Consider the following 19,114-nt stretch of genomic DNA (forward strand, 5'->3'; position numbering starts at 1 on the left):
CTGTTATGAAAACAAAAAATCGCTGGTTAATTGCCCTTTCAGCAGTTGGCATTCATATTTCTATTGGCTCTGTTTATGCGTGGAGTGTTTTTACAAAACCATTGGAAGAAACGTACAGTTGGAGTTTAACAAGCATTTCCTGGACATTCAGTATCGCTATATTATTTTTAGGTCTCTCTGCAGCCTTTTTAGGACATTTCGTGGAGAAATTCGGTCCCCGTGCTGCTGGAACACTCTGCGCCGCTCTATTTGGATTAGGAATGGCAGGGTCAGGGTTTGCGGTAAGTATTGAATCCTTGCCCCTTTTGTATATCACTTATGGAGTATTTGGCGGAATTGGTCTTGGAGTAGGCTATATTACGCCAGTATCAACATTGGTGAAATGGTTCCCTGATAAACGAGGGCTGGCAACAGGGCTGGCTATAATGGGGTTCGGCTTTGCTTCCATGATCAGCAGTCCGATTATGAATAAGTTGATTAGCTCTGTTGGTATACCTTCTACATTTTATATTTTGGCAATCATCTATTTTATAATAATACTAGCTTCAGCTCAATATTTGGCTCCGCCTCCAAAAGGCTATGTACCTGCTGGCTACAAGAAGGCATTGGAGACAGGGGCTGCTGCTCCGAAAGCTGATTTAGCTCAATCGACAGCCAATGAAGCAATAAAAACAAAAAGATTCTGGGCTTTATGGACAATGCTTTTCATTAATATTACGTGTGGAATTGCCATATTGGCTGTTGCATCTCCAATGGGACAAGAGCTTGCTGGAATGTCCGTTACAGGAGCCGCCGTATTAGTCGGTATTATGGGTGTATTTAACGGATTAGGAAGAATTGCATGGGCATCTGTTTCCGATTATATTGGTCGTCCTAATGTATACACATTGTTTTTTGCGATTCAAATTGCTGCCTTTTTTGTATTGCCTCATTTACAAGACGCTATTACTTTCTCTATAATAGTATGTATCATAATGTCTTGTTACGGGGGAGGATTTGCATCGATCCCTGCGTATATTGGAGATATGTTCGGAACGAAACAGCTTGGTGCCATTCATGGCTATATACTGACAGCGTGGTCTGCAGCAGGTATTGCTGGTCCTAGGTTTGTCTCATGGATCAGAGACACGACAGGAAGCTATCAGGAGACGTTGATTGTCTTTTCCTGTATGTTCATCGTTTCACTGACAATCTCCTTATTAATCCGTTTGGATATTAAAAAGATTAAGTTGATGAATAAAGAAATTAGTGGAGGCAACAGCATTTAATAGGTTGGGGGTAAACCCCTGACCTTTTTTTGAGTTTTCCTCTTATGATTGGAGATTAGCAATATGGAAAACTTTAATAATCAGTTTATCATTTCCTTCATTATAATTGCCCTAGGCTATTGTTTGAAGAAGTGGCAGATCCTCAAGGAAAAAGACGGGGAAGCGATGGCACGCCTTATTTTTAATGTTACGTTGCCAAGTTTAATCATCGTAACATTTCATCGTATAACAATCGATTCCTCCCTGATGATGCTGATGGTCCTAGGCTTTGTATATGGTATCATTGTCGCAATATTAGGCTTGTTTTTATTCAGAAAGGAGGAGCGGAGAGATAAAGGGATGCTTGGCATGCTGATCCCTGGGTTTAACATAGGCTTGTTTGCTTATCCTTTAGTTCAAGGTATCTGGGGAGAAGCAGGATTAAAGTATTTCGGCATGTTCGATATTGGTAATGCTATTATTACATTTGGAGTCAGTTATTTAATTGGAAGCTATTATGCAAAGGAAGGCGTTGTGCTGAACTTCAAGCATGTTGCCGGCAAAATGGGCAAATCAATCCCGTTAATGACATATGTGGTCATATTTATCATTAATATTACCGGCTTGCCACTGCCGACTGCTGTTATAGACATCAGTTCTGTCATCTCTCAGGCTAATATGCCTCTGTCTTTACTGCTTCTAGGAATCTATTTGAATTTTTCATTTGAAAAAAGCCACTGGAAGGGCATTGGAAGGGTATTAGGGTTGCGCTATGGTGTCGGTTTACTTGTTGGAACATTAGGGTTCTTCCTTCTGCCAGTCGATGATATGTTCCGCTATACAGTCCTGATTGGTCTTATTCTGCCGATGGCCTCCTCTGTATTACCTTACAGTGTAGAGTTTAAGTATAATCAGAGATTTGTCGGCACAGCAGCAAACCTGTCTATCCTTATCAGCTTTGTCTTGTTATGGGTGATAGGAAATATGATTGTGTAAACAAACAAGGCTATTCCTTTTGCAGGATAGCCTTGTTTTTATTTTGTAATAAAGTTTTCCGTATAATACGGCTGTGATTTTTCATTGAAAGCAACACCGACACCTAGGTAAGTAAAGCCTTCCTGCAGAATATTCTCCCGATGTCCTAAAGAGTTCATTAAACCTTCATGTGCAAAAATACTGCTGTATTGCCCGTAAGCAAGATTTTCACCAGCCATTGTATACTTAATGCCGTCAGAGAGCATCCGGTCAAATGGGGACTCACCATCGAGGTTTGTATGGTCGAAATAGTTGTTTTTCGCCATATCCTCACTGTGCTTCCTTGCGGTTACCTTTACATTATCTTCCCATGTCAATACGCCAAGACCGTTGTTAACCCTGCTGGCGTTCGTTAAATCAAACAGCTGGAATTCAAAGCCCTCTTCCAGTTGGGCGCTTCCGTCTGTATAGAAATCACTTCTGTCCTCTTCAAGCTCAGTTGTCACAATCTGCATTGCCGTTACTGTATTGTTTTCATGCTTATCAAAAAATACGGTGACATAACTGCCGTCCATCTCAAAAACTTCATAATCTCTGTCTTCTGGAAATTTATAACGGACAAAGCCTTTTGTCAGTTCATCGAGGGGATTTCCTAACGTCTTCAAGACACTGTCTTTACTGCTGCCTTTTTTCACTCCGTTTGTAGAGGAAATCAAATCTTGATTTGTATACAGCGCTGCTACCTTTTTATTGGAATCAAATCCTACCATAACAAAATTTTGATAGTTTTCGTGGTACGTATTCCATGATATGCCGTACTCATTCATAGATGTACGCTGCGGTTTACCTAATTCCTGCTCAACTGCTTCCTTCGAATCACCCATTTGAATATTATAAATCGAAAAGGTCTGATGAGCTGGTGTCTCTAATTCCGGTTTTTCTGCCTGCTTCGTCTGTTCCGTTTCCGCACCAGTATCCCAGTCTGGGAGGATATCTTGTGTATCTTGGAAAATCTGTTTACTTTGCTCAATAAATTTTTCAATAAAATTAGCAGCTTCCTGCTCGTTCACTTCGGCTTTTGCATAATCAATCGCATTCGGTATCGTTTCCGTGCCAAATTTATGCTGTATATATTGCACTCCGACGTAGACAATTAAAATGAGCAACGCCAGTTTTATAAGCCTTCTCAAAATTAAATCCCTCCATTTCCTCTCCATGATTGCCTGAATCAGGAAAAAACATAAGCAAATGATTAATTTTTGCTAGAAATTAACGAATATAGACAGACGTTTGAAGGGAATATATAGTTTCAAGTATACCATCTTCCAATAAGTGAAACATCTTTTGAGTAAGAGGAAAAACTTGCTAATCTATTGGCGAAAGACAGTATTACAGGCTGTAATGTTCATGTAATTTGGGCGTAATGGGCTAATTGATAAAAACATGCTATAATGAGCATGTAAAACAACAGCATGGATATAGTTTCCAAGCTATAAAGTGCTACATACTTGTAATGCAGCAATTGTAATAACTAGAGAAATAGTCGTTTAAGAATTGTTTCAAGGGGGCATTACTAAGCATGATTAGGCACTAAAGGAGGCTACAAAATGCAATTAATTAGAGCCGATATAGACCAGCTTCTGCAAGACACGCTGGATCTGGCTAGCTGTGTCAGTGAATGGAACATCAAAACTATTGAGATTGATGATCTGCTTGAAGATACGAAAAACTGGAATTAAACTTATCTAATAAAGTCTAAATCACTTTTGAAAAGACGATCTTTCTTTTCCGAACTGATTTAGATTTTTTTTGTGACTAAAATTATTTTTTTAATTTATAAAATATTTTGAAAAATAGCAGGTTTTTTTCTTCGGTTGGCGAAACAATAGAGTATCTAAATATAAAGGAGCTGGCAATATGGAAAAAATGGATTTACAAGCAATTGAAACGAAGACAAAGGAAAATTTAGAACAATCCTTTGCTATTTTAGAACAATATTTACAGTTAGAAACAGTATCTGCGCAAAACAAGTTCATTCCAGAAACAGTGGAGTATATTTCTGGTGTGATAAAGGATTTCGGCGGTGACGTTCAGGTGCTAGATGATCTTGGTGGAAACCCAGTTGTTTATGGATTTTTCCCAGCAGGAGAGAAGGGGGATTCGACTAGTACGCTTCTTTATTATAACCATTATGATGTGCAGCCTGCCGATCCTCTTGATGAATGGGTGACTGAACCGTTTGTACCTACCGTGCGCGACGGAAAACTGTTTGCAAGGGGAGTTTCTGATAATAAAGGGGACACAATCGCGAGACTTACAGCCATTAAAGTGCTACAGGAAACAGAAGGCGGTCTTCCCTGTAATATTAAGTTCCTTATTGAAGGAGAAGAAGAGATAGGAAGCCCTAACTTGACTCCTTATTTAGAAAAGTATGCTGAATTGTTTCAAGCTGATGCCTGCATTTGGGAATTTGGCGGAAAGGATGAACAAGAGCGGATCAGCATGGTAGCAGGCATTAAAGGGATGGCTTATTTGGAGCTAACAGCAGTAGGTGCTGACATCGATATGCACTCCTCGGTAGGAGCGTATGTCGACAATGCAGCGTGGAGACTTGTTCATGCCTTAGCCTCTATGCGCAATGAACACAATGAAATTATTGTCGAAGGTTTTTATGATGGAATAACACCACCATCTCCTGCAGAGGAGGAGGTCGTTCAGTCATTGCCGTTCAATGAAGAAGCAGTTCAGGAGCTGTATGGGTTAAAAAGGCCTTTAATAACAGAGGCTTTAGGAAAGGACCCTCGTTATGCAATGGTTTTTGAACCGACAATGACAATTTGCGGGATCGAAAGCGGCTATACAGGGGAAGGAGCAAAAACAGTTCTGCCAAAAAGCGCAAAAATGAAGCTGGATTGCCGCCTTGTGCCTGGTCAAGATCCGAACCATATTTTTGAATGTGTTGTGAATCATTTGAAAAAGCATGGTTTCGATGATGTGTCTGTAAAGTTGATTAACGGTCAGAAAGCGTACCGCTCGGATTTCAGTCATCCGTTTATCAGTCATGTACAGCAGTCAGCTAAAGAGGTTTACAATAGTGATGTTGTGCTCGCACCAAACTCGGCAGGAACAGGACCGATGTTTGATTTTGGCAGAATTTTGAATTTGCCGATTGTCAGCACAGGAGTTGGCTGGGTCGGCAGCAAGGCTCACGCACCGAATGAGAGCATCCGCACATCAGATTATGAACAAGGAATTGTTTATATGGCCCATATGCTTAAAGGTTTTCCGGCAGCATTAAAGCAAGAGAAAATAGAACTGTAAGCAAATATTTTTTGGAAAGAAATATAGCGCCAGTCCATTTTATGGCGCGTATTTCTTTTTATTTGTGCTATAACAATAAGATGGTTAAGCAAAAAAAGTTTTTAAAAAAATATATATTCCTCTTTTCCTCCAGAAAAGTTACGTTATAATAGATAGAAATAATAATTTACATATGAAGGAGTTTTTCAACGTGAGTGAACAAACAATCACAGTAACATTAGCTGCAGAAAAGAAACCGAAGCCAGATCCGTCTAAATTGGAATTCGGTAAAGTATTTACGGATCATATGTTCATGATGGACTATACAGTAGAGAACGGCTGGCATAATGCTCAAATTCTACCATATCAGCCAATCACGTTAGATCCTGCTTCAGTTATTTTCCACTACGGGCAAGCAGTTTTTGAAGGTATGAAAGCATATTTGACAAAAGAAGAAAAAGTATTGCTTTTCAGACCGGAAAAAAATATGGAACGTCTGAACAAATCAAATGAGCGTCTTTGCATTCCAGAAATTGATGAGGATTTCGCTCTTGATGCTTTAAAGCAGCTGATTAATATTGATAAAGATTGGATTCCATCAGGAGAAGGAACTTCCCTGTATATCCGTCCTTTCGTTATTTCTACACAACCATTTTTAGGTGTTGCGGCTTCTATCAGCTATAAATTCATGATCATCTTGTCACCGGTTGGTTCATACTACAAAGAAGGTGTTAAACCTGTAAAAATCTTTGTTGAAAATGAGTATGTCCGTGCCGTTGCTGGCGGAACTGGCTCTGCAAAAACAGCTGGTAACTACGCAGCAAGCTTAAAAGCGCAGCAAATCGCTACACAAAAAGGCTATTCTCAAGTATTATGGCTTGATGGAGTCGAAAAGAAATATGTAGAAGAAGTAGGCGCGATGAACGTATTCTTCAAGATTGGTGATGAAGTTATTACACCAGCATTAAACGGAAGCATCCTTGAAGGTGTGACAAGAAGAAGCGTCATGGATCTTCTTAAACATTGGGATATCCCTGTAGTTGAACGCAGAATTTCTGTTGAAGAGATTTTTGAAGCTCATAAAAATGGTGAGTTGAAAGAAGCATTCGGTACAGGAACAGCAGCGGTTATTTCTCCAATTGGTGAGTTCTTATGGAATGAAACATCCATTACTCTTAATAACGGAGAAACTGGCGAGCTTGCGAAAAAAGTCTATGATACATTGACAGACATCCAAAACGGAAGAGCAGAAGATCCGTTTGGCTGGACAGTCGAAGTATAAAATAAAAGAGCCGCTGTCAATCATGGCAGCGGCTCTTTTAATTATGTTGTCTGTGTTTCCCTGTACAAAGGAAGTGTGCAGCAGCGGAAGGCTCCGCCTGACTTAATGATTTCCGTTATATCAACCTCAATCACTGTAAAACCGCGTTTGCGCAGCTCACTATTTACACCTTTATTAATGGGAAGACTGATGACTTTTTTATGACCGATAGATAGTACATTTGTTCCGAGTGTTGCTTGCTCTTCCTTTGTCACCTCAATGAGAGAATACCGCTTCTTTAACAATTCCAATTTATCTTTATCAATTTCCCCAGGATAAATCAGCGCATCATGCGGCGAAAGAATATTGAATACACAATCAAGATGTAAAAAGCTGTCTGTGAATGGAACAGCAATCACTTCATAGTTAGGCAGCAAGCTTTGAAGATGATTAATGGCTTGTTCATTTGTGCGATTGCTGACACCGACATAAATGGTCGAGCCGTCAATCAGCACATCACCGCCTTCAATCTTGTCACTGTTTAATTTCGTAAAAGAAATTTCCTGCTCGTTCAGCCAGTTTAACAGAACATGCTCTTCTCCTTTACGGACATCATGCCCCATTTTCGCAACGAACATTTGATCACCAAGTGTAAAGCCGATATCTCTAGTAAATACCTGTTCAGGGAATTGCTTCTCAGCAGGAAGGAGCACAACTTCAATGCCTTCAGCTTTCAAAGCTTCAACAAAGCCTTGATGCTGTTTAACAGCTAATTCTGTATCAATATTTTCTTTCATATACTGCTTTTGGATCGCATTTATTGGTTCTTTAATAGTCATATATAATGGAGATGTTAAAATCACTTTTTTTAATGGGGCATATTCGCTGTGGCTCCCAATCAACAATTGATCATTCTTCATATTAATCCTCCATTTTTTAAGTTTTGGGCAATCCATTCACAAGCTGACAAAATAAGCTTTTAAGCGTTTAAAATAAATTTTTCGACCGCTTTGGCAACTCCGTCATTATTGTTTGTATCTGTTACATAATCGGCTATTAGCTTAATGTCGTCAGGAGCGTTGCCCATTGCAATGCCAAGACCTGCAAATTCAATCATTGCGGCATCATTATAGCTGTCTCCCATTGCGATAACTTCTTCTCTTGTGATGCCAAGGCGATCAATCAATAATGATAGGCTTGTGCCTTTAGTAACACCTTTCTCCGTGAATTCAAGGAAAAACGGTTTGGAGCGCATAACACTCAGTTGCTCTGAAAGTTCTGTCTGTAATACTTTCTCCACATTTTTCAGAATATCCTCTTCTTTAACCATTAATACCTTTACAACAGGGTCTTTTATGTAATCAACAAAGTTAGGCACAGCTTTGATTGGCAGCCCAGTTATTTGTGCTTCAATCTCCGTAAATGGATTGTTTTCTTCTGTCACAATAGTATCGCCAACATATGTATGAAGCCAAACCTTTTCTCTTTTACTCAATTCAAACAGCTGGTGTACAACCTCTGGTAAAAGCGTACTGCTGAAAATCTCTTCATTTGTTCGGCAATTGGTGATTTTCGCGCCGTTAAATGAAAGGATATAGCTGCCATAATCAGACAGATGTAGTTCTCTTGCAGTATCCCACATCGCAAAAGTAGGTCTGCCTGAAGCAAGAACTACCTTAACCCCTTGTTCCTGTGCTTTAATCAATGCTGCCTTTGTCGCTTCTGAGACCGTATGGTCATCCTGAAGCAATGTGTCATCCATGTCTAGTACAATCATTTTATATTTCATTTGTATCTCCTTAAAAAAATTTATTCTACATCTTAAGAATACATGAATATCAGTTGAGATTATAGCGGAAAGGGAGATTTTTTTCTTATTAGAAAAAGGGAGAAATTACCTCGAAAAAGTATTTGAATTATCAGAAAATTGTTGCTATAATATAAAAAAGCAAAGGGGTTGATTCAAATGGAAAAGTATTTATTAAATGCACCACAACAGTCTGAAGGAAATGTAGTTGATTCTTTATTAGCTGAAATGGTCTTGGAGAAAGCCCTTTATAATTTCAAGAAACAGAGTCTAAAAAAGCAGATTGATGCAACATTAATCGCTGGTGATAAGCCTGAGTTTCTTCGTTTAACAGAAGAACTAAACAAGTTGATCTCCTAAATAGTTTTTAATAATAGTCGTTATATATCAAAGCATGGAGATGCAAATCTTCATGCTTTTTGTTGTTCGTTTGAAAAAAATGAAAAAGGACACCAAAAATGGTGTCCTTACGTTATTGAGGCAATAAACTGTGCTCCACATAGCACATTAGCGTTTATTGACTTATTCAATAGAGCTCATCGCAGAAATAAATATACCATATCTATTAATTTGTTGCAAGCTATTATTTTTTTATAGTCAAATTAGCTGCAATAAAGACGGAATATTTCTCCCAAAACCGCCCTTTTTTGCGTTATAATCTAGTTATACTATTGGGGTAAAGGGTGGGAATGATATATGACAACAATGTGTAAAGTGGCTGAGTACATAGAGGAAAATACAGAAGTCCTTGCTCATAGAATAGTAGAGGGAGTTCTCAGCAGTTTAGATTTAAGCATCCCTGATGACGAGAGAAATAATGCATTTCTCATGTACAAAGAGTTTTTAGGGTTTTTAGGCAAGTCACTTAATACAGGTGTGTCAGGAGTGCCAGCGGATTTAATTGCTTGGAGTAAGCACAATGCTGAACAGCAATTGAACGCAGGAGGAAGAATTTCAGAAATCGTTATCCGCTACCAGCCGACAAGGAAGATTTTTAATGAGCTGCTGACAGAGTTAAGCATTAAGTTTGGACTAGCTCTTAGTGAGAATGCTTTTTTAATAAAAATGGTTGACGATATACTCGACACTAGCTTAAGTGAAACAGTCTCCACTTATGAATGTTTATCAGAAAGTTACCGAAAGAAAGCCCAGCAGGAATTGGCGGAGCTGTCTGCCCCAGTTGTGCTTGTAAAAGAAGGTGTAGCTGTTCTGCCGCTTGTTGGCTTAATCGATGCCTACAGAGCTTCGTATATAATGGAAAAAGTTGTCCCCCATATAGCTGGGCTTCAGCTTGAATATCTTATTACAGATTACTCTGGCATTAAAAATATAGATTCGGAAATCGCTTCTTATCTGTACCAATTAGGCGAGGTGCTTCAGCTCCTTGGCATCAAGGTCCTTGTAACCGGCTTGCGCCCGCAGCTTGCTCAAACAGTTGTGGAAACAAGATTAAATATGGCGGCAATCAAGGTTTATGCTAATCTTAAGCAGGCACTGGAGTCTTTGAAGTAACCGATTTAAAGTTATTTTTATATAAGTACAGCACCGCTTGGTAACACCAAGGGTGCTTTTTTGTTTTTGGCCGAGTTCAATCGTTTGACTATTTAAGTGCGAGAATATTAAGATGACATTACTTCAATAATTCACCCTGATAAAGGCATACTACAGGAGTGAAGCAGAAGTTCATTTAATCAAGAAACATTATGTAAATATAATTTAAAAGGAGTGTTAATTTTGAGCAATCAATCCGAAAAGCTTTTCCAACCATTGAACTTGGCAAATAAGCTGGAACTGAGAAATCGTTTAGTAATGGCGCCAATGACTAATTTCTCATCAAACGAGGACGGCACAGTTACCAAAGCTGAGGTTGACTATTATGCTAGACGTTCTAAAGGTGTCAGCATGGTTATTACTGCATGTACATATGTAACAGAAAACGGCAAAGGCTTCCCGGGAGAATTTGCTGCATATTCTGATGAATTCATTCCGTCTTTAAGAGAACTTGCATCTGCAATAAAAAAAGAAGGGGCGAAAGCAATTCTGCAAATCTTCCATGGCGGCAGATCTTGTCCTCCAAACCTAGTGCCTAATGGTGAGCTTGTAAGTGCCAGCGATGTTGCACAAGACAATAATCCAGCTCCTAGACCTTTAAAAGAAGAAGAGATTCTTGAAATTATCACAGCATTCGGTGAAACAACAAGACGTGCTGTGGAAGCAGGGTTTGATGGTGTTGAAATCCATGGCGCAAACGGATATTTGCTTCAGCAGTTTTATTCACCGCACACAAATAGACGCAACGACAAATGGGGCGGTACTCTAGAGAATAGAATGGCATTCCCGCTTGCTGTTGTTGATGCTGTGAAAAAAGAAGCAGAAAAAGCAACAGAGCCATTTATTGTTGGTTATCGTTTCTCTCCAGAAGAACCGGAAACTCCAGGTTTAACGATGGAGGAAACATTTGCCTTGATTGATGCACTTGCAGACAAAAATCTAGATTATTTGCATGCTTCCTTACAAGAGTTCTGGTCAGCACCAAGACGTGGCGCTGATGATAGCAAATCCAGAATTGAATGGATTATCGAGCGTGTCAATGGACGTGTGCCAGTGATTGGTGTCGGCAGCGTGTATACAGCAGATGATGCAAAAAAAGCCTTTGAAACAGATATTGATCTTTTAGCTATTGGCCGTGAGCTCATTATCGATCCTGATTTTGTTCAAAAAATCGAGGAAGGCAGAGAAAGTGAAATTGTTTCTGTATTAGATAAAAGCAAGCAGAAGGAACTGGTAGTGCCAGATCCGCTTTGGAATGCAATTATCAACTCTCCTGGCTGGTTCCCAGGAGTATAAGCAATTCTTGCCCCCCGGCGATTATCTCCGGGGGCTTTTCTTTAACAGCGCAAAAGATTCATGACAAATTAGTTTCCTGCATAAACTAATCTTCTAAAGCAGAAAATTTTTCTGCTAAAACAATAGTGTTAATTTTTGGACAGGAGTAAATGCTATCCATTATGATGGAATAAACTTAAACAAATGAGGAGGCTGCAGATGATTTCTTATAAAGACAGAAATGAAGTAAAAGACATAGAGAAATGGAATCTTAGTGATCTGTACGAAACAGAGCAAGCTTGGAAAGCAGATTTGGACATAGTCAGTGAAAAGGTTGGCGATATTGCTACCTACAATGATAATATAAACGATGCCAAAAGCTTGCTTGCCTATCTAAAGCTATCTGAAGAAATCGGTTACATATATAGGAAGGTTTTCGCTTACGGCATGCTGCTGCTTGATACAGATACCAGAAATAACAGCGCTCAAAGCCTTGTAGACCAAGCGAGAAGTGCAGGACAAAAATGGAGCAGCGCAAGCTCGTTTTTTATGCCGTATCTTTTAAGCCTGGAAGAGAGCCAATTAAAAGCATATATTGCGCAAGAAGAAGGCTTGAAATATTTTGAAAAGGATTTGCTGGAGTCGTTTGCCTATAAAAAGCATGTTTTAAGCAAAGAAAAGGAAGAAATCTTATCAGAATTAGGGGAGTCCCTGTCTGTTCCAAGCCAAGTGTTCGGGATGATTAATAATGCAGATATTAAGTTTGGGGATGTGACAGATGAGAACGGAAACAAAGTAGAGCTGACAAGAGGTATGTATTCAAAGCTGATGGAAAGCGATGATAGAGAAAAAAGAATCGAGGCCTACAAGGCATACTATCAACCTTATCTCGGACTCAAGAATACAATTGCAGCAACTTTTTCATCTGCAGTCAAAAATAATGTTAAAACATCCAAACTGCGCAATTATCCTTCAGCCCTTGAAAAAAGTTTGTTTGGTGATCGGGTTCCAAAGGAAGTTTACGAGAACCTGATAGAATCAACTAGAAATAATTTAAAATATATGGATGAATATATGCAATACCGCAAGCAAAAATTAGGTGTCGATGAGCTGCATGCATATGACTTAAGTGTTCCCCTTGCAGGCGAGGCAGCGAAGCAGGAAATCTCATTTGATGAAGCCTATGATATTATGCTGAAAAGCTTAGAGCCGCTTGGGTCTGAGTATATTGATGTTTTGAAAAGCTTTAAGGAAAAACGTTATTTTGATGTGAGAGAGACACCGGGGAAAAGGTCGGGAGCTTATAATCTAGGAGTATACGGGGTACACCCATTCATCCTGTTGAATCACCGAGATGACCTTGACAGTCTTTTTACATTGGCGCATGAGTGCGGCCATGGGATGCATTCTTATCTCAGTAATAAGCATCAGCCGGCAATCAGTGCAGGATACAGCATCTTTGTAGCTGAAGTTGCATCAACAGTCAATGAAGTCTTGCTGATTCGGTATCTGTTAAAAACAGAAACAGATCCGAAAAAACGGGAGCATTTATTGAACCACTTTATCGACAGCTTTAAAGGGACTTTCTTCACGCAAGTAATGTTTAGCGAGTTCGAAAAAGAGGTACATGAGAAAGCAGAAAAGGGAGAACCGCTAACACTTGATTTTTTCAATGAGACTTATGAGACTCTTTTTAAAGCTTACAATGGCAGCGAGCTAGTCCTTGATGATGAAGTGAAGCACAGGTGGTCAAGAATTCCGCATTTTTATCGTCCGTTCTATGTTTATAAGTATGCAACAGGCTTTGCTTCTGCTATTACAATTGCTGATAAGCTTTTGGAAGGCAAACAGGAAGACTTGGATAGCTATTTAGAATTCTTAAAGAGCGGCAGCTCAGATTTCCCATTAGAATTGCTGAAAAAAACTGGTGTTGACTTAACTACTCCAGAACCAATAGAACAAGCAATGTCTATTTTCCACTCTCTTGTAGAAGAGATGACAAAAAAGGGTTAAAAATTGGTTAAAGCCGTATACTTTGTATACGGCTTTCTTGAACCGTTAGGAACAAGTTGCATAAAAATTAATTATTTTGCATAAAATTTTTATTGGTATTTTTCTAGAATGGAGAAAAACTCAATCACGTAATGATAGAAAGTTTGTACAGACGGCGGCAGCTCTCGGTTTTTGGGAATGATAATACCGACCGTACGGCTGATTGCAGGATTCTCAATTGGCACCCTTGCTGTGAATTTTGGAACATTATCATAAAAGGTGCTTTCAGGAAGCAATGTCACTCCCATTCCAGCTGAAACTAACCCTTTAATAGCATCTAAATCCTCTCCCTCAGAACTTATATTCGGCAAAAAACCTTCTTGTTTACAAGCATCATAAGCTATTTTTTGCAAAATATAACCTTTCGGAAACAATACAAATGATTCATTTCGTAAATCCCTTAGCCGAAGTGTACGTCTTTCGGACAACGGATGATTGCTTGGGAGAAGGGCAAAGATTTTTTCTGTAAATAATATATTCCCTTTTAAATCAAAATCATCTGTCGGTACAGGGCCTAATAACGCTAAATCCAGATCTCGATTTTTTACCGCATCGATTAAGAAACTGTATGAGCCTTGTCGCAATTGAAAGGCTATGTTTGGATGCCTTTCTTTAAATGCGGAAATTATCGTCGGCAGCAAATGACTGGCAAGGCTTGTCGGAAACCCGATTTTAATGGAGCCTCTTTCTGGATCTAAATAAGCATCAATTTGTTCTTTAGCACGATCTACTGCTTTCATAATCGCAAGGGAATGAGTTAAAAATATTTTACCAATTGATGTCAATTTGACATTTCGTCCTTCTCTTTCAAATAGAGGGACACCTAGCTCATCTTCCAAATTAGCAATTTGTCTGCTTATAGCGGATTGCGCAACATGTAGGCGTTCAGCAGCTTCTGATACATGTTCTCTTTCTGCAACTTCGATGAAATATTTCAGTTGTCTTAATTCCATTTTTTAGGTTAATCCTCCTATTCATCTCAATATTAGATTACTTCTATCCAAATAATATATTGTATATATGAATTTGCATAGTATAATTGGGTTATCTGAACAAAAAAAAGTGTTAGAAAATCTGACAGGGGTGGTTGAAATGACGTACAACCAATTAGCTAAAGCACAAGGTCTATACCGACCTGAATTTGAACATGATGCGTGTGGAATCGGGTTATTTGCTCATATTAAGGGGATGGCAACTCACGACATCGTTTCAAAGGGACTAAGCATGCTATGTAAATTGGATCATCGCGGTGGTCAAGGCAGCGATCCGTTGACAGGAGATGGATCCGGATTAATGGTTCAAATTCCAGATGCATTTTTCCGCAAGGAGATTACGGATTTTGAATTGCCAGAGCGCGGACAATATGGTGTCGGAATGGTTTTCTTTTCAAAGGATGATCCAAACAGACATGAAATTGAAAATAAGATAAATGAATATATCGAGCTTGAGGGCCAAGAGCTACTCGGCTGGCGAACTGTACCTACAGATGTCAGAAAAATCGGAAAAGTCGCTCAAAAGAGCTGTCCTGTAATTCGACAAGTGTTTATTAAAAATAATAATGGTTTAGAGAAGCTTGGTTTCGAACGCAAGCTTTATATTATCCGTAAATTATCTGAAAATTGGGGCAAGGCAGAAGAAAGAGAATTTTACTTTGCGAGTCTGTCTACGAGCACCATTGTATATAAAGGGCTGTTAACTTCCGATCAAGTAGAAACATTCTATCTTGATGTGCAAGACCCAGAATTCGTGTCCGCATTTTCTATTGTGCATTCACGTTTCAGCACAAATACTTTTCCAAGCTGGGAAAGAGCCCATCCAAACCGTTATTTGATCCATAACGGAGAAATTAACACATTGCGCGGTAACTTCAATTGGATGAAGGCAAGAGAACAGCAATTTGTGTCAGAAGCTTTCGGTGATGACCTGCAAAAGGTTCTGCCAATTCTTGATGCAAATGGAAGTGATTCATCTGTTTTCGATAACGCCTTGGAATTCTTCATTCTTGCAGGCCGTAAGCCGGCTCATGCCGCAATGATGCTTATCCCGGAGCCTTGGACAGAGAACCCTCACGTGACTGGCGAGAAAAGAGCATTTTATGAGTTTCATAGTGCAATGATGGAGCCATGGGATGGTCCGATGGCCATCACATTTACAGATGGTAAGCAAATCGGGGCAATATTAGACCGAAACGGTTTACGTCCTGCTCGTTATTATGTGACAAAAGATGATTATATTGTGTTCTCCTCCGAAGTAGGTGTTGTACCGGTAGAAGAAGAAAACATTCTATATAAAGACCGTTTAAGCCCAGGAAAAATGCTGTTAATAGACTTAGAGGAAGGCAGAATCGTTTCTGACGATGAGCTGAAAAGCGAAATTTCATCTCAAGAGCCGTATGCAGAATGGCTGGAGGAAGTTGTTAAGCTAGAGCAATCGGAAAACGATGAAGCAGAGTCTTTCCAAGATTTACTGACACGCCAGCGTGCTTTCGGATACACGTATGAAGATATCCAAAAAAACTTGCTGCCTGTTGTAACAGAAGGCAAGGATCCAATCGGTTCAATGGGGAATGACACACCGCTTGCTGTATTGTCTGAAAAGTCCCAATCATTATTCAACTACTTCAAGCAGCTGTTCGCCCAAGTAACCAATCCTCCTATTGATGCAATCAGGGAGCATGTGGTCACATCAACATTGACTTGGTTAGGAGCTGAAAGCAACCTGCTTCACCCGACAGCTGAGAATTGTCGCCGCATTCAGTTGGAAGGTCCAATCCTTTCTAATGCTGAAATCAATCAGCTGAAAGCAAATGAGCTGTACGGATTTACAGCACAAAGCTTTGCAGCGACTTTCACAGATAACTTGGAGATGAGTCTTCAAAGCCTGTTGAAGCAAGCAGAAAATGCCATTGCTGAAGGTGTTAGCCTGTTAATTGTAACGGATAGAGGAATGAATCAAGAACAAAAAGCTATACCTGTCCTGTTAGCAGTCAGCGCACTGCACCAGCATTTAATTGAAAAAGGACTTCGATCAAAGGTTAGTATCATCGTAGAATCAGGTGAAACAAGAGAGGTTCATCATTTCGCGAGCTTAATCGGTTTTGGTGCAGATGCTATCAACCCGTATTTAGTGTATGCGACTTATCAGAAGACAATTGAAGATGAATTGCTGAACATTTCCTACGAGGAAGCTGTAGCACGCTATAATCTTGTAATTACTGAAGGTGTCGTTAAAGTAATGTCCAAAATGGGTATCTCTACCGTGCAAAGTTACCGCGGAGCCCAAATCTTTGAAGCAGTCGGCATTGGCCAAGAGGTTATCGATAAATACTTCGCTGGAACTGTATCACAATTAGGCGGAATAGGTATAGAGACGATTGCAAAAGAAGCTGCTGACAGACATGATGCAGCATATGCAAATATTCTGGATGAGACTTTAGATTCTGGAAGTGAGTTCCAATGGAGAAAAGGCGGAGAACATCACGCGTTCAATCCAAAGACAATTCATACATTGCAATGGGCATGCCGAAAAGCTGATTACAGCTTATTTAAGCAATATTCAGAGGCAGCCAATGAAGAGAGATTAAACTTCTTGAGAAATTTGTTTGCCTTTAATGCTAACCAGAATCCAATTGATCTAGAAGAAGTCGAATCAGTTGAATCCATTGTAAAAAGGTTTAAAACAGGAGCTATGTCCTTTGGATCGCTTAGTAAGGAAGCGCATGAAACATTGGCAATTGCAATGAACCGTCTAGGCGGCAGCTCAAACAGCGGGGAAGGCGGAGAGGATCCAGCCCGTTACGAGCTTGATGTGAATGGCGACAATCGAATCAGCGCCATTAAACAGATTGCATCAGGACGTTTTGGTGTAAAAAGTCATTATTTAATAAATGCCCGCGAATTGCAAATCAAGATGGCGCAGGGTGCAAAGCCTGGGGAAGGCGGACAGCTGCCAGGAAACAAAGTATATCCTTGGGTTGCAGACGTAAGGGGCTCTACTCCGGGAGTTGGCTTAATTTCACCTCCGCCGCATCATGATATTTATTCTATTGAAGATTTGGCACAGCTTATTCACGATTTGAAAAATGCGAACCGTGATGCGCGAATCAGTGTGAAGCTTGTTTCAAAAGGCGGAATCGGCACGATTGCTGCAGGTGTGGCAAAAGGTGCGGCAGATGTTATTGTTGTTAGCGGCTATGATGGCGGTACGGGTGCATCACCAAAAACAAGTATCAAACATACTGGTCTTCCGTGGGAGCTTGGATTAGCTGAAGCACATCAAACATTAATGCTTAACGGTTTGAGAAGCAGAGTTGTCCTAGAAACAGACGGAAAGCTGATGACAGGTAAAGATGTTGTGCTGGCAGCATTGCTTGGCGCAGAAGAATTTGGCTTCGCAACAGCACCGCTGATCGTCTTAGGATGTGTAATGATGCGTGCTTGCCACTTGGACACATGTCCAGTCGGGATTGCCACACAAAATCCAGATCTTCGTTATAAATTTGCTGGAGATCCAGATCATGTTGTCAACTTCATGCGTTTTGTCGCAGAAGAAGTAAGAGAGATTATGGCACAATTAGGCTTCCGCACTGTTGATGAGATGATTGGAAGAACAGATGTATTAACTGTCGGTGAGAATGCTAAAAACCACTGGAAAGCAAAAGACCTTGATTTAACTAAGCTTCTTTACCAAGTGGATGGAATTAGAACATTCCAAACGCCGCAAAACCATAAAATTGCAGAAAGCATTGATATGAGAAAAATCCTGCCTGCAGTAGAAAAAGCGATTCAAAATGGCGAAAACATTGACCTGCACTACCATGTACGCAATACAGATCGTGTTATCGGTACAATTGTCGGCAGTGAAATTTCTAAAAAGTATGGAGAGCAGGGATTGCCTGAAGATACAATCAATCTGCATTTATCAGGATCTGCAGGCCAAAGCTTAGGTGCATTTATTCCAAAAGGATTGACAATCCGCTTGAACGGCGATGTGAATGACTATGTTGGAAAAGGTTTATCCGGCGGTAAAATCGTCATTAAGACTCCATCAGTTGAATCGTTTTCTGCTCAAGATAATGTTATTGCAGGAAATGTTGCATTCTATGGTGCAACTAGCGGGGAAGCCTTCATTAACGGTAAAGCAGGAGAGCGTTTTGCAGTCCGAAACAGCGGAGCTAGCATTGTAGTTGAGGGTATTGGTGATCATGGTCTGGAATATATGACAGGCGGGGAAGTAGTCATCCTTGGTGAAGTCGGCAAAAACTTCGGTGCAGGTATGTCTGGAGGAATTGCTTATGTATTGCCAAGCGACAAGGACAGCTTTAAGGATCTTTGCAATATGGAAATGATTCTGCTTGAAGAATTGACAGATAAGGCAGAGTTGGAGAGAGTAAGGACTTTAATCAGTAAACATGCGGAACAAACAGACAGCTTCTCAGCACAGCAAGTGTTAAACAGCTGGGAGAAAAATGCTGCTAAATTCGTAAAAATAATCCCTAAAGATTACAAACGGATGATCAGCCAAATCCAAGAAGGCATTGACCATGGATTAACGCAAGAAGAAGCGGAAATGAAAGCTTTTGAGAGCAACTCAAACCAAGGCAAAAAAAAACAGCAAACTACTAAGATGACTTTAGCAGTTCGGTAA

At 39.9% G+C, this 19,114-nt stretch carries 14 protein-coding genes; 10 read left to right on the top strand and 4 right to left on the bottom strand.

What is annotated here, in order from left to right:
* The first annotated feature begins 5 nt into the window (after positions 1-5).
* Together MKX82_RS09590 and MKX82_RS09595 are read left to right on the top strand one after the other, a co-directional pair.
* Positions 6-1,268 (top strand): L-lactate MFS transporter, encoded by a 1,263-nt coding sequence (locus MKX82_RS09590; RefSeq protein ID WP_341076719.1) that lies wholly within the window; start codon positions 6-8, stop codon positions 1,266-1,268.
* Between the two features lie 63 nt (positions 1,269-1,331).
* Positions 1,332-2,243: an AEC family transporter gene (locus MKX82_RS09595; RefSeq protein WP_237941382.1), complete on the top strand. Its 912-nt coding sequence runs from the start codon at positions 1,332-1,334 to the stop codon at positions 2,241-2,243.
* Between the two features lie 38 nt (positions 2,244-2,281).
* On the opposite strand, the gene MKX82_RS09600 is transcribed toward MKX82_RS09595, so the two are convergent.
* Positions 2,282-3,412 (bottom strand): CAP domain-containing protein, encoded by a 1,131-nt coding sequence (locus MKX82_RS09600; protein WP_341076722.1) that lies wholly within the window; start codon positions 3,410-3,412, stop codon positions 2,282-2,284.
* A gap of 417 nt (positions 3,413-3,829) precedes the next feature.
* Here MKX82_RS09600 and MKX82_RS09605 point away from each other — a divergent pair, with 417 nt between their 5' ends.
* The 3 genes from MKX82_RS09605 to MKX82_RS09615 all read left to right on the top strand — a co-directional run bounded on the left by MKX82_RS09605 (position 3,830) and on the right by MKX82_RS09615 (position 6,804).
* Positions 3,830-3,961, top strand: coding sequence for a hypothetical protein (locus MKX82_RS09605; protein ID WP_267913281.1), 132 nt, complete (start codon positions 3,830-3,832; stop codon positions 3,959-3,961).
* 187 nt (positions 3,962-4,148) lie between these two features.
* A complete protein-coding gene (locus MKX82_RS09610; RefSeq protein ID WP_341079485.1) occupies positions 4,149-5,543 on the top strand; it encodes a M20/M25/M40 family metallo-hydrolase in 1,395 nt (464 codons plus the stop codon).
* Between the two features lie 190 nt (positions 5,544-5,733).
* Positions 5,734-6,804, top strand: coding sequence for a branched-chain amino acid aminotransferase (locus tag MKX82_RS09615; RefSeq protein ID WP_233313931.1), 1,071 nt, complete (start codon positions 5,734-5,736; stop codon positions 6,802-6,804).
* Between the two features lie 41 nt (positions 6,805-6,845).
* Here the strand turns inward: MKX82_RS09615 and MKX82_RS09620 are convergent, their stop codons facing one another.
* Positions 6,846-7,703: a dimethylarginine dimethylaminohydrolase family protein gene (locus MKX82_RS09620; RefSeq protein WP_233313930.1), complete on the bottom strand. Its 858-nt coding sequence runs from the start codon at positions 7,701-7,703 to the stop codon at positions 6,846-6,848.
* Between the two features lie 59 nt (positions 7,704-7,762).
* Complete coding sequence (locus tag MKX82_RS09625; RefSeq protein ID WP_233313929.1) at positions 7,763-8,572, bottom strand: Cof-type HAD-IIB family hydrolase; 810 nt, start codon at positions 8,570-8,572, stop codon at positions 7,763-7,765.
* 177 nt (positions 8,573-8,749) lie between these two features.
* Here MKX82_RS09625 and MKX82_RS09630 point away from each other — a divergent pair, with 177 nt between their 5' ends.
* The 4 genes from MKX82_RS09630 (at position 8,750) to pepF (ending at position 13,429) form a co-directional block, all read left to right on the top strand.
* On the top strand, positions 8,750-8,950 hold the full coding sequence (locus tag MKX82_RS09630; RefSeq protein ID WP_233313928.1) for an IDEAL domain-containing protein: 201 nt from the start codon (positions 8,750-8,752) through the stop codon (positions 8,948-8,950).
* A gap of 336 nt (positions 8,951-9,286) precedes the next feature.
* Positions 9,287-10,102: an STAS domain-containing protein gene (locus MKX82_RS09635; RefSeq protein WP_341076732.1), complete on the top strand. Its 816-nt coding sequence runs from the start codon at positions 9,287-9,289 to the stop codon at positions 10,100-10,102.
* A gap of 219 nt (positions 10,103-10,321) precedes the next feature.
* The gene (locus MKX82_RS09640; RefSeq protein WP_233314755.1) at positions 10,322-11,437 is read left to right on the top strand and encodes an NADH-dependent flavin oxidoreductase; all 1,116 of its coding nucleotides are present in this window, start codon (positions 10,322-10,324) and stop codon (positions 11,435-11,437) included.
* A 198-nt stretch (positions 11,438-11,635) separates the two neighbouring features.
* Positions 11,636-13,429, top strand: a complete 1,794-nt coding sequence (gene pepF, locus MKX82_RS09645; protein WP_341076734.1) for an oligoendopeptidase F — start codon at positions 11,636-11,638, stop codon at positions 13,427-13,429.
* An 89-nt stretch (positions 13,430-13,518) separates the two neighbouring features.
* Here the strand turns inward: pepF and MKX82_RS09650 are convergent, their stop codons facing one another.
* Positions 13,519-14,421, bottom strand: coding sequence for a LysR family transcriptional regulator (locus MKX82_RS09650; RefSeq protein WP_233313925.1), 903 nt, complete (start codon positions 14,419-14,421; stop codon positions 13,519-13,521).
* A 139-nt stretch (positions 14,422-14,560) separates the two neighbouring features.
* Here MKX82_RS09650 and gltB point away from each other — a divergent pair, with 139 nt between their 5' ends.
* Entirely contained in the window at positions 14,561-19,114 is a 4,554-nt protein-coding gene (gltB, locus tag MKX82_RS09655; protein ID WP_251646183.1) for a glutamate synthase large subunit, read from the top strand.

It is taken from the genome of Niallia sp. FSL R7-0271 (genome assembly GCF_038005785.1).
Taxonomy (GTDB): domain Bacteria; phylum Bacillota; class Bacilli; order Bacillales; family Cytobacillaceae; genus Niallia.

Excerpts from the sequence above, each read along its gene's own strand:
- MKX82_RS09590 (WP_341076719.1), top strand. The coding sequence starts at position 6 with ATGAAAACAAAAAATCGCTGGTTAATTGCCCTTTCAGCAGTTGGCATT.
- MKX82_RS09595 (WP_237941382.1), top strand. The coding sequence starts at position 1,332 with ATGGAAAACTTTAATAATCAGTTTATCATTTCCTTCATTATAATTGCC.
- MKX82_RS09605 (WP_267913281.1), top strand. The coding sequence starts at position 3,830 with ATGCAATTAATTAGAGCCGATATAGACCAGCTTCTGCAAGACACGCTG.
- MKX82_RS09610 (WP_341079485.1), top strand. The coding sequence starts at position 4,149 with ATGGATTTACAAGCAATTGAAACGAAGACAAAGGAAAATTTAGAACAA.
- MKX82_RS09620 (WP_233313930.1), bottom strand. The coding sequence starts at position 7,703 with ATGAAGAATGATCAATTGTTGATTGGGAGCCACAGCGAATATGCCCCA.
- MKX82_RS09625 (WP_233313929.1), bottom strand. The coding sequence starts at position 8,572 with ATGAAATATAAAATGATTGTACTAGACATGGATGACACATTGCTTCAG.
- MKX82_RS09630 (WP_233313928.1), top strand. The coding sequence starts at position 8,750 with ATGGAAAAGTATTTATTAAATGCACCACAACAGTCTGAAGGAAATGTA.
- MKX82_RS09635 (WP_341076732.1), top strand. The coding sequence starts at position 9,287 with ATGACAACAATGTGTAAAGTGGCTGAGTACATAGAGGAAAATACAGAA.
- pepF (WP_341076734.1), top strand. The coding sequence starts at position 11,636 with ATGATTTCTTATAAAGACAGAAATGAAGTAAAAGACATAGAGAAATGG.
- MKX82_RS09650 (WP_233313925.1), bottom strand. The coding sequence starts at position 14,421 with ATGGAATTAAGACAACTGAAATATTTCATCGAAGTTGCAGAAAGAGAA.
- gltB (WP_251646183.1), top strand. The coding sequence starts at position 14,561 with ATGACGTACAACCAATTAGCTAAAGCACAAGGTCTATACCGACCTGAA.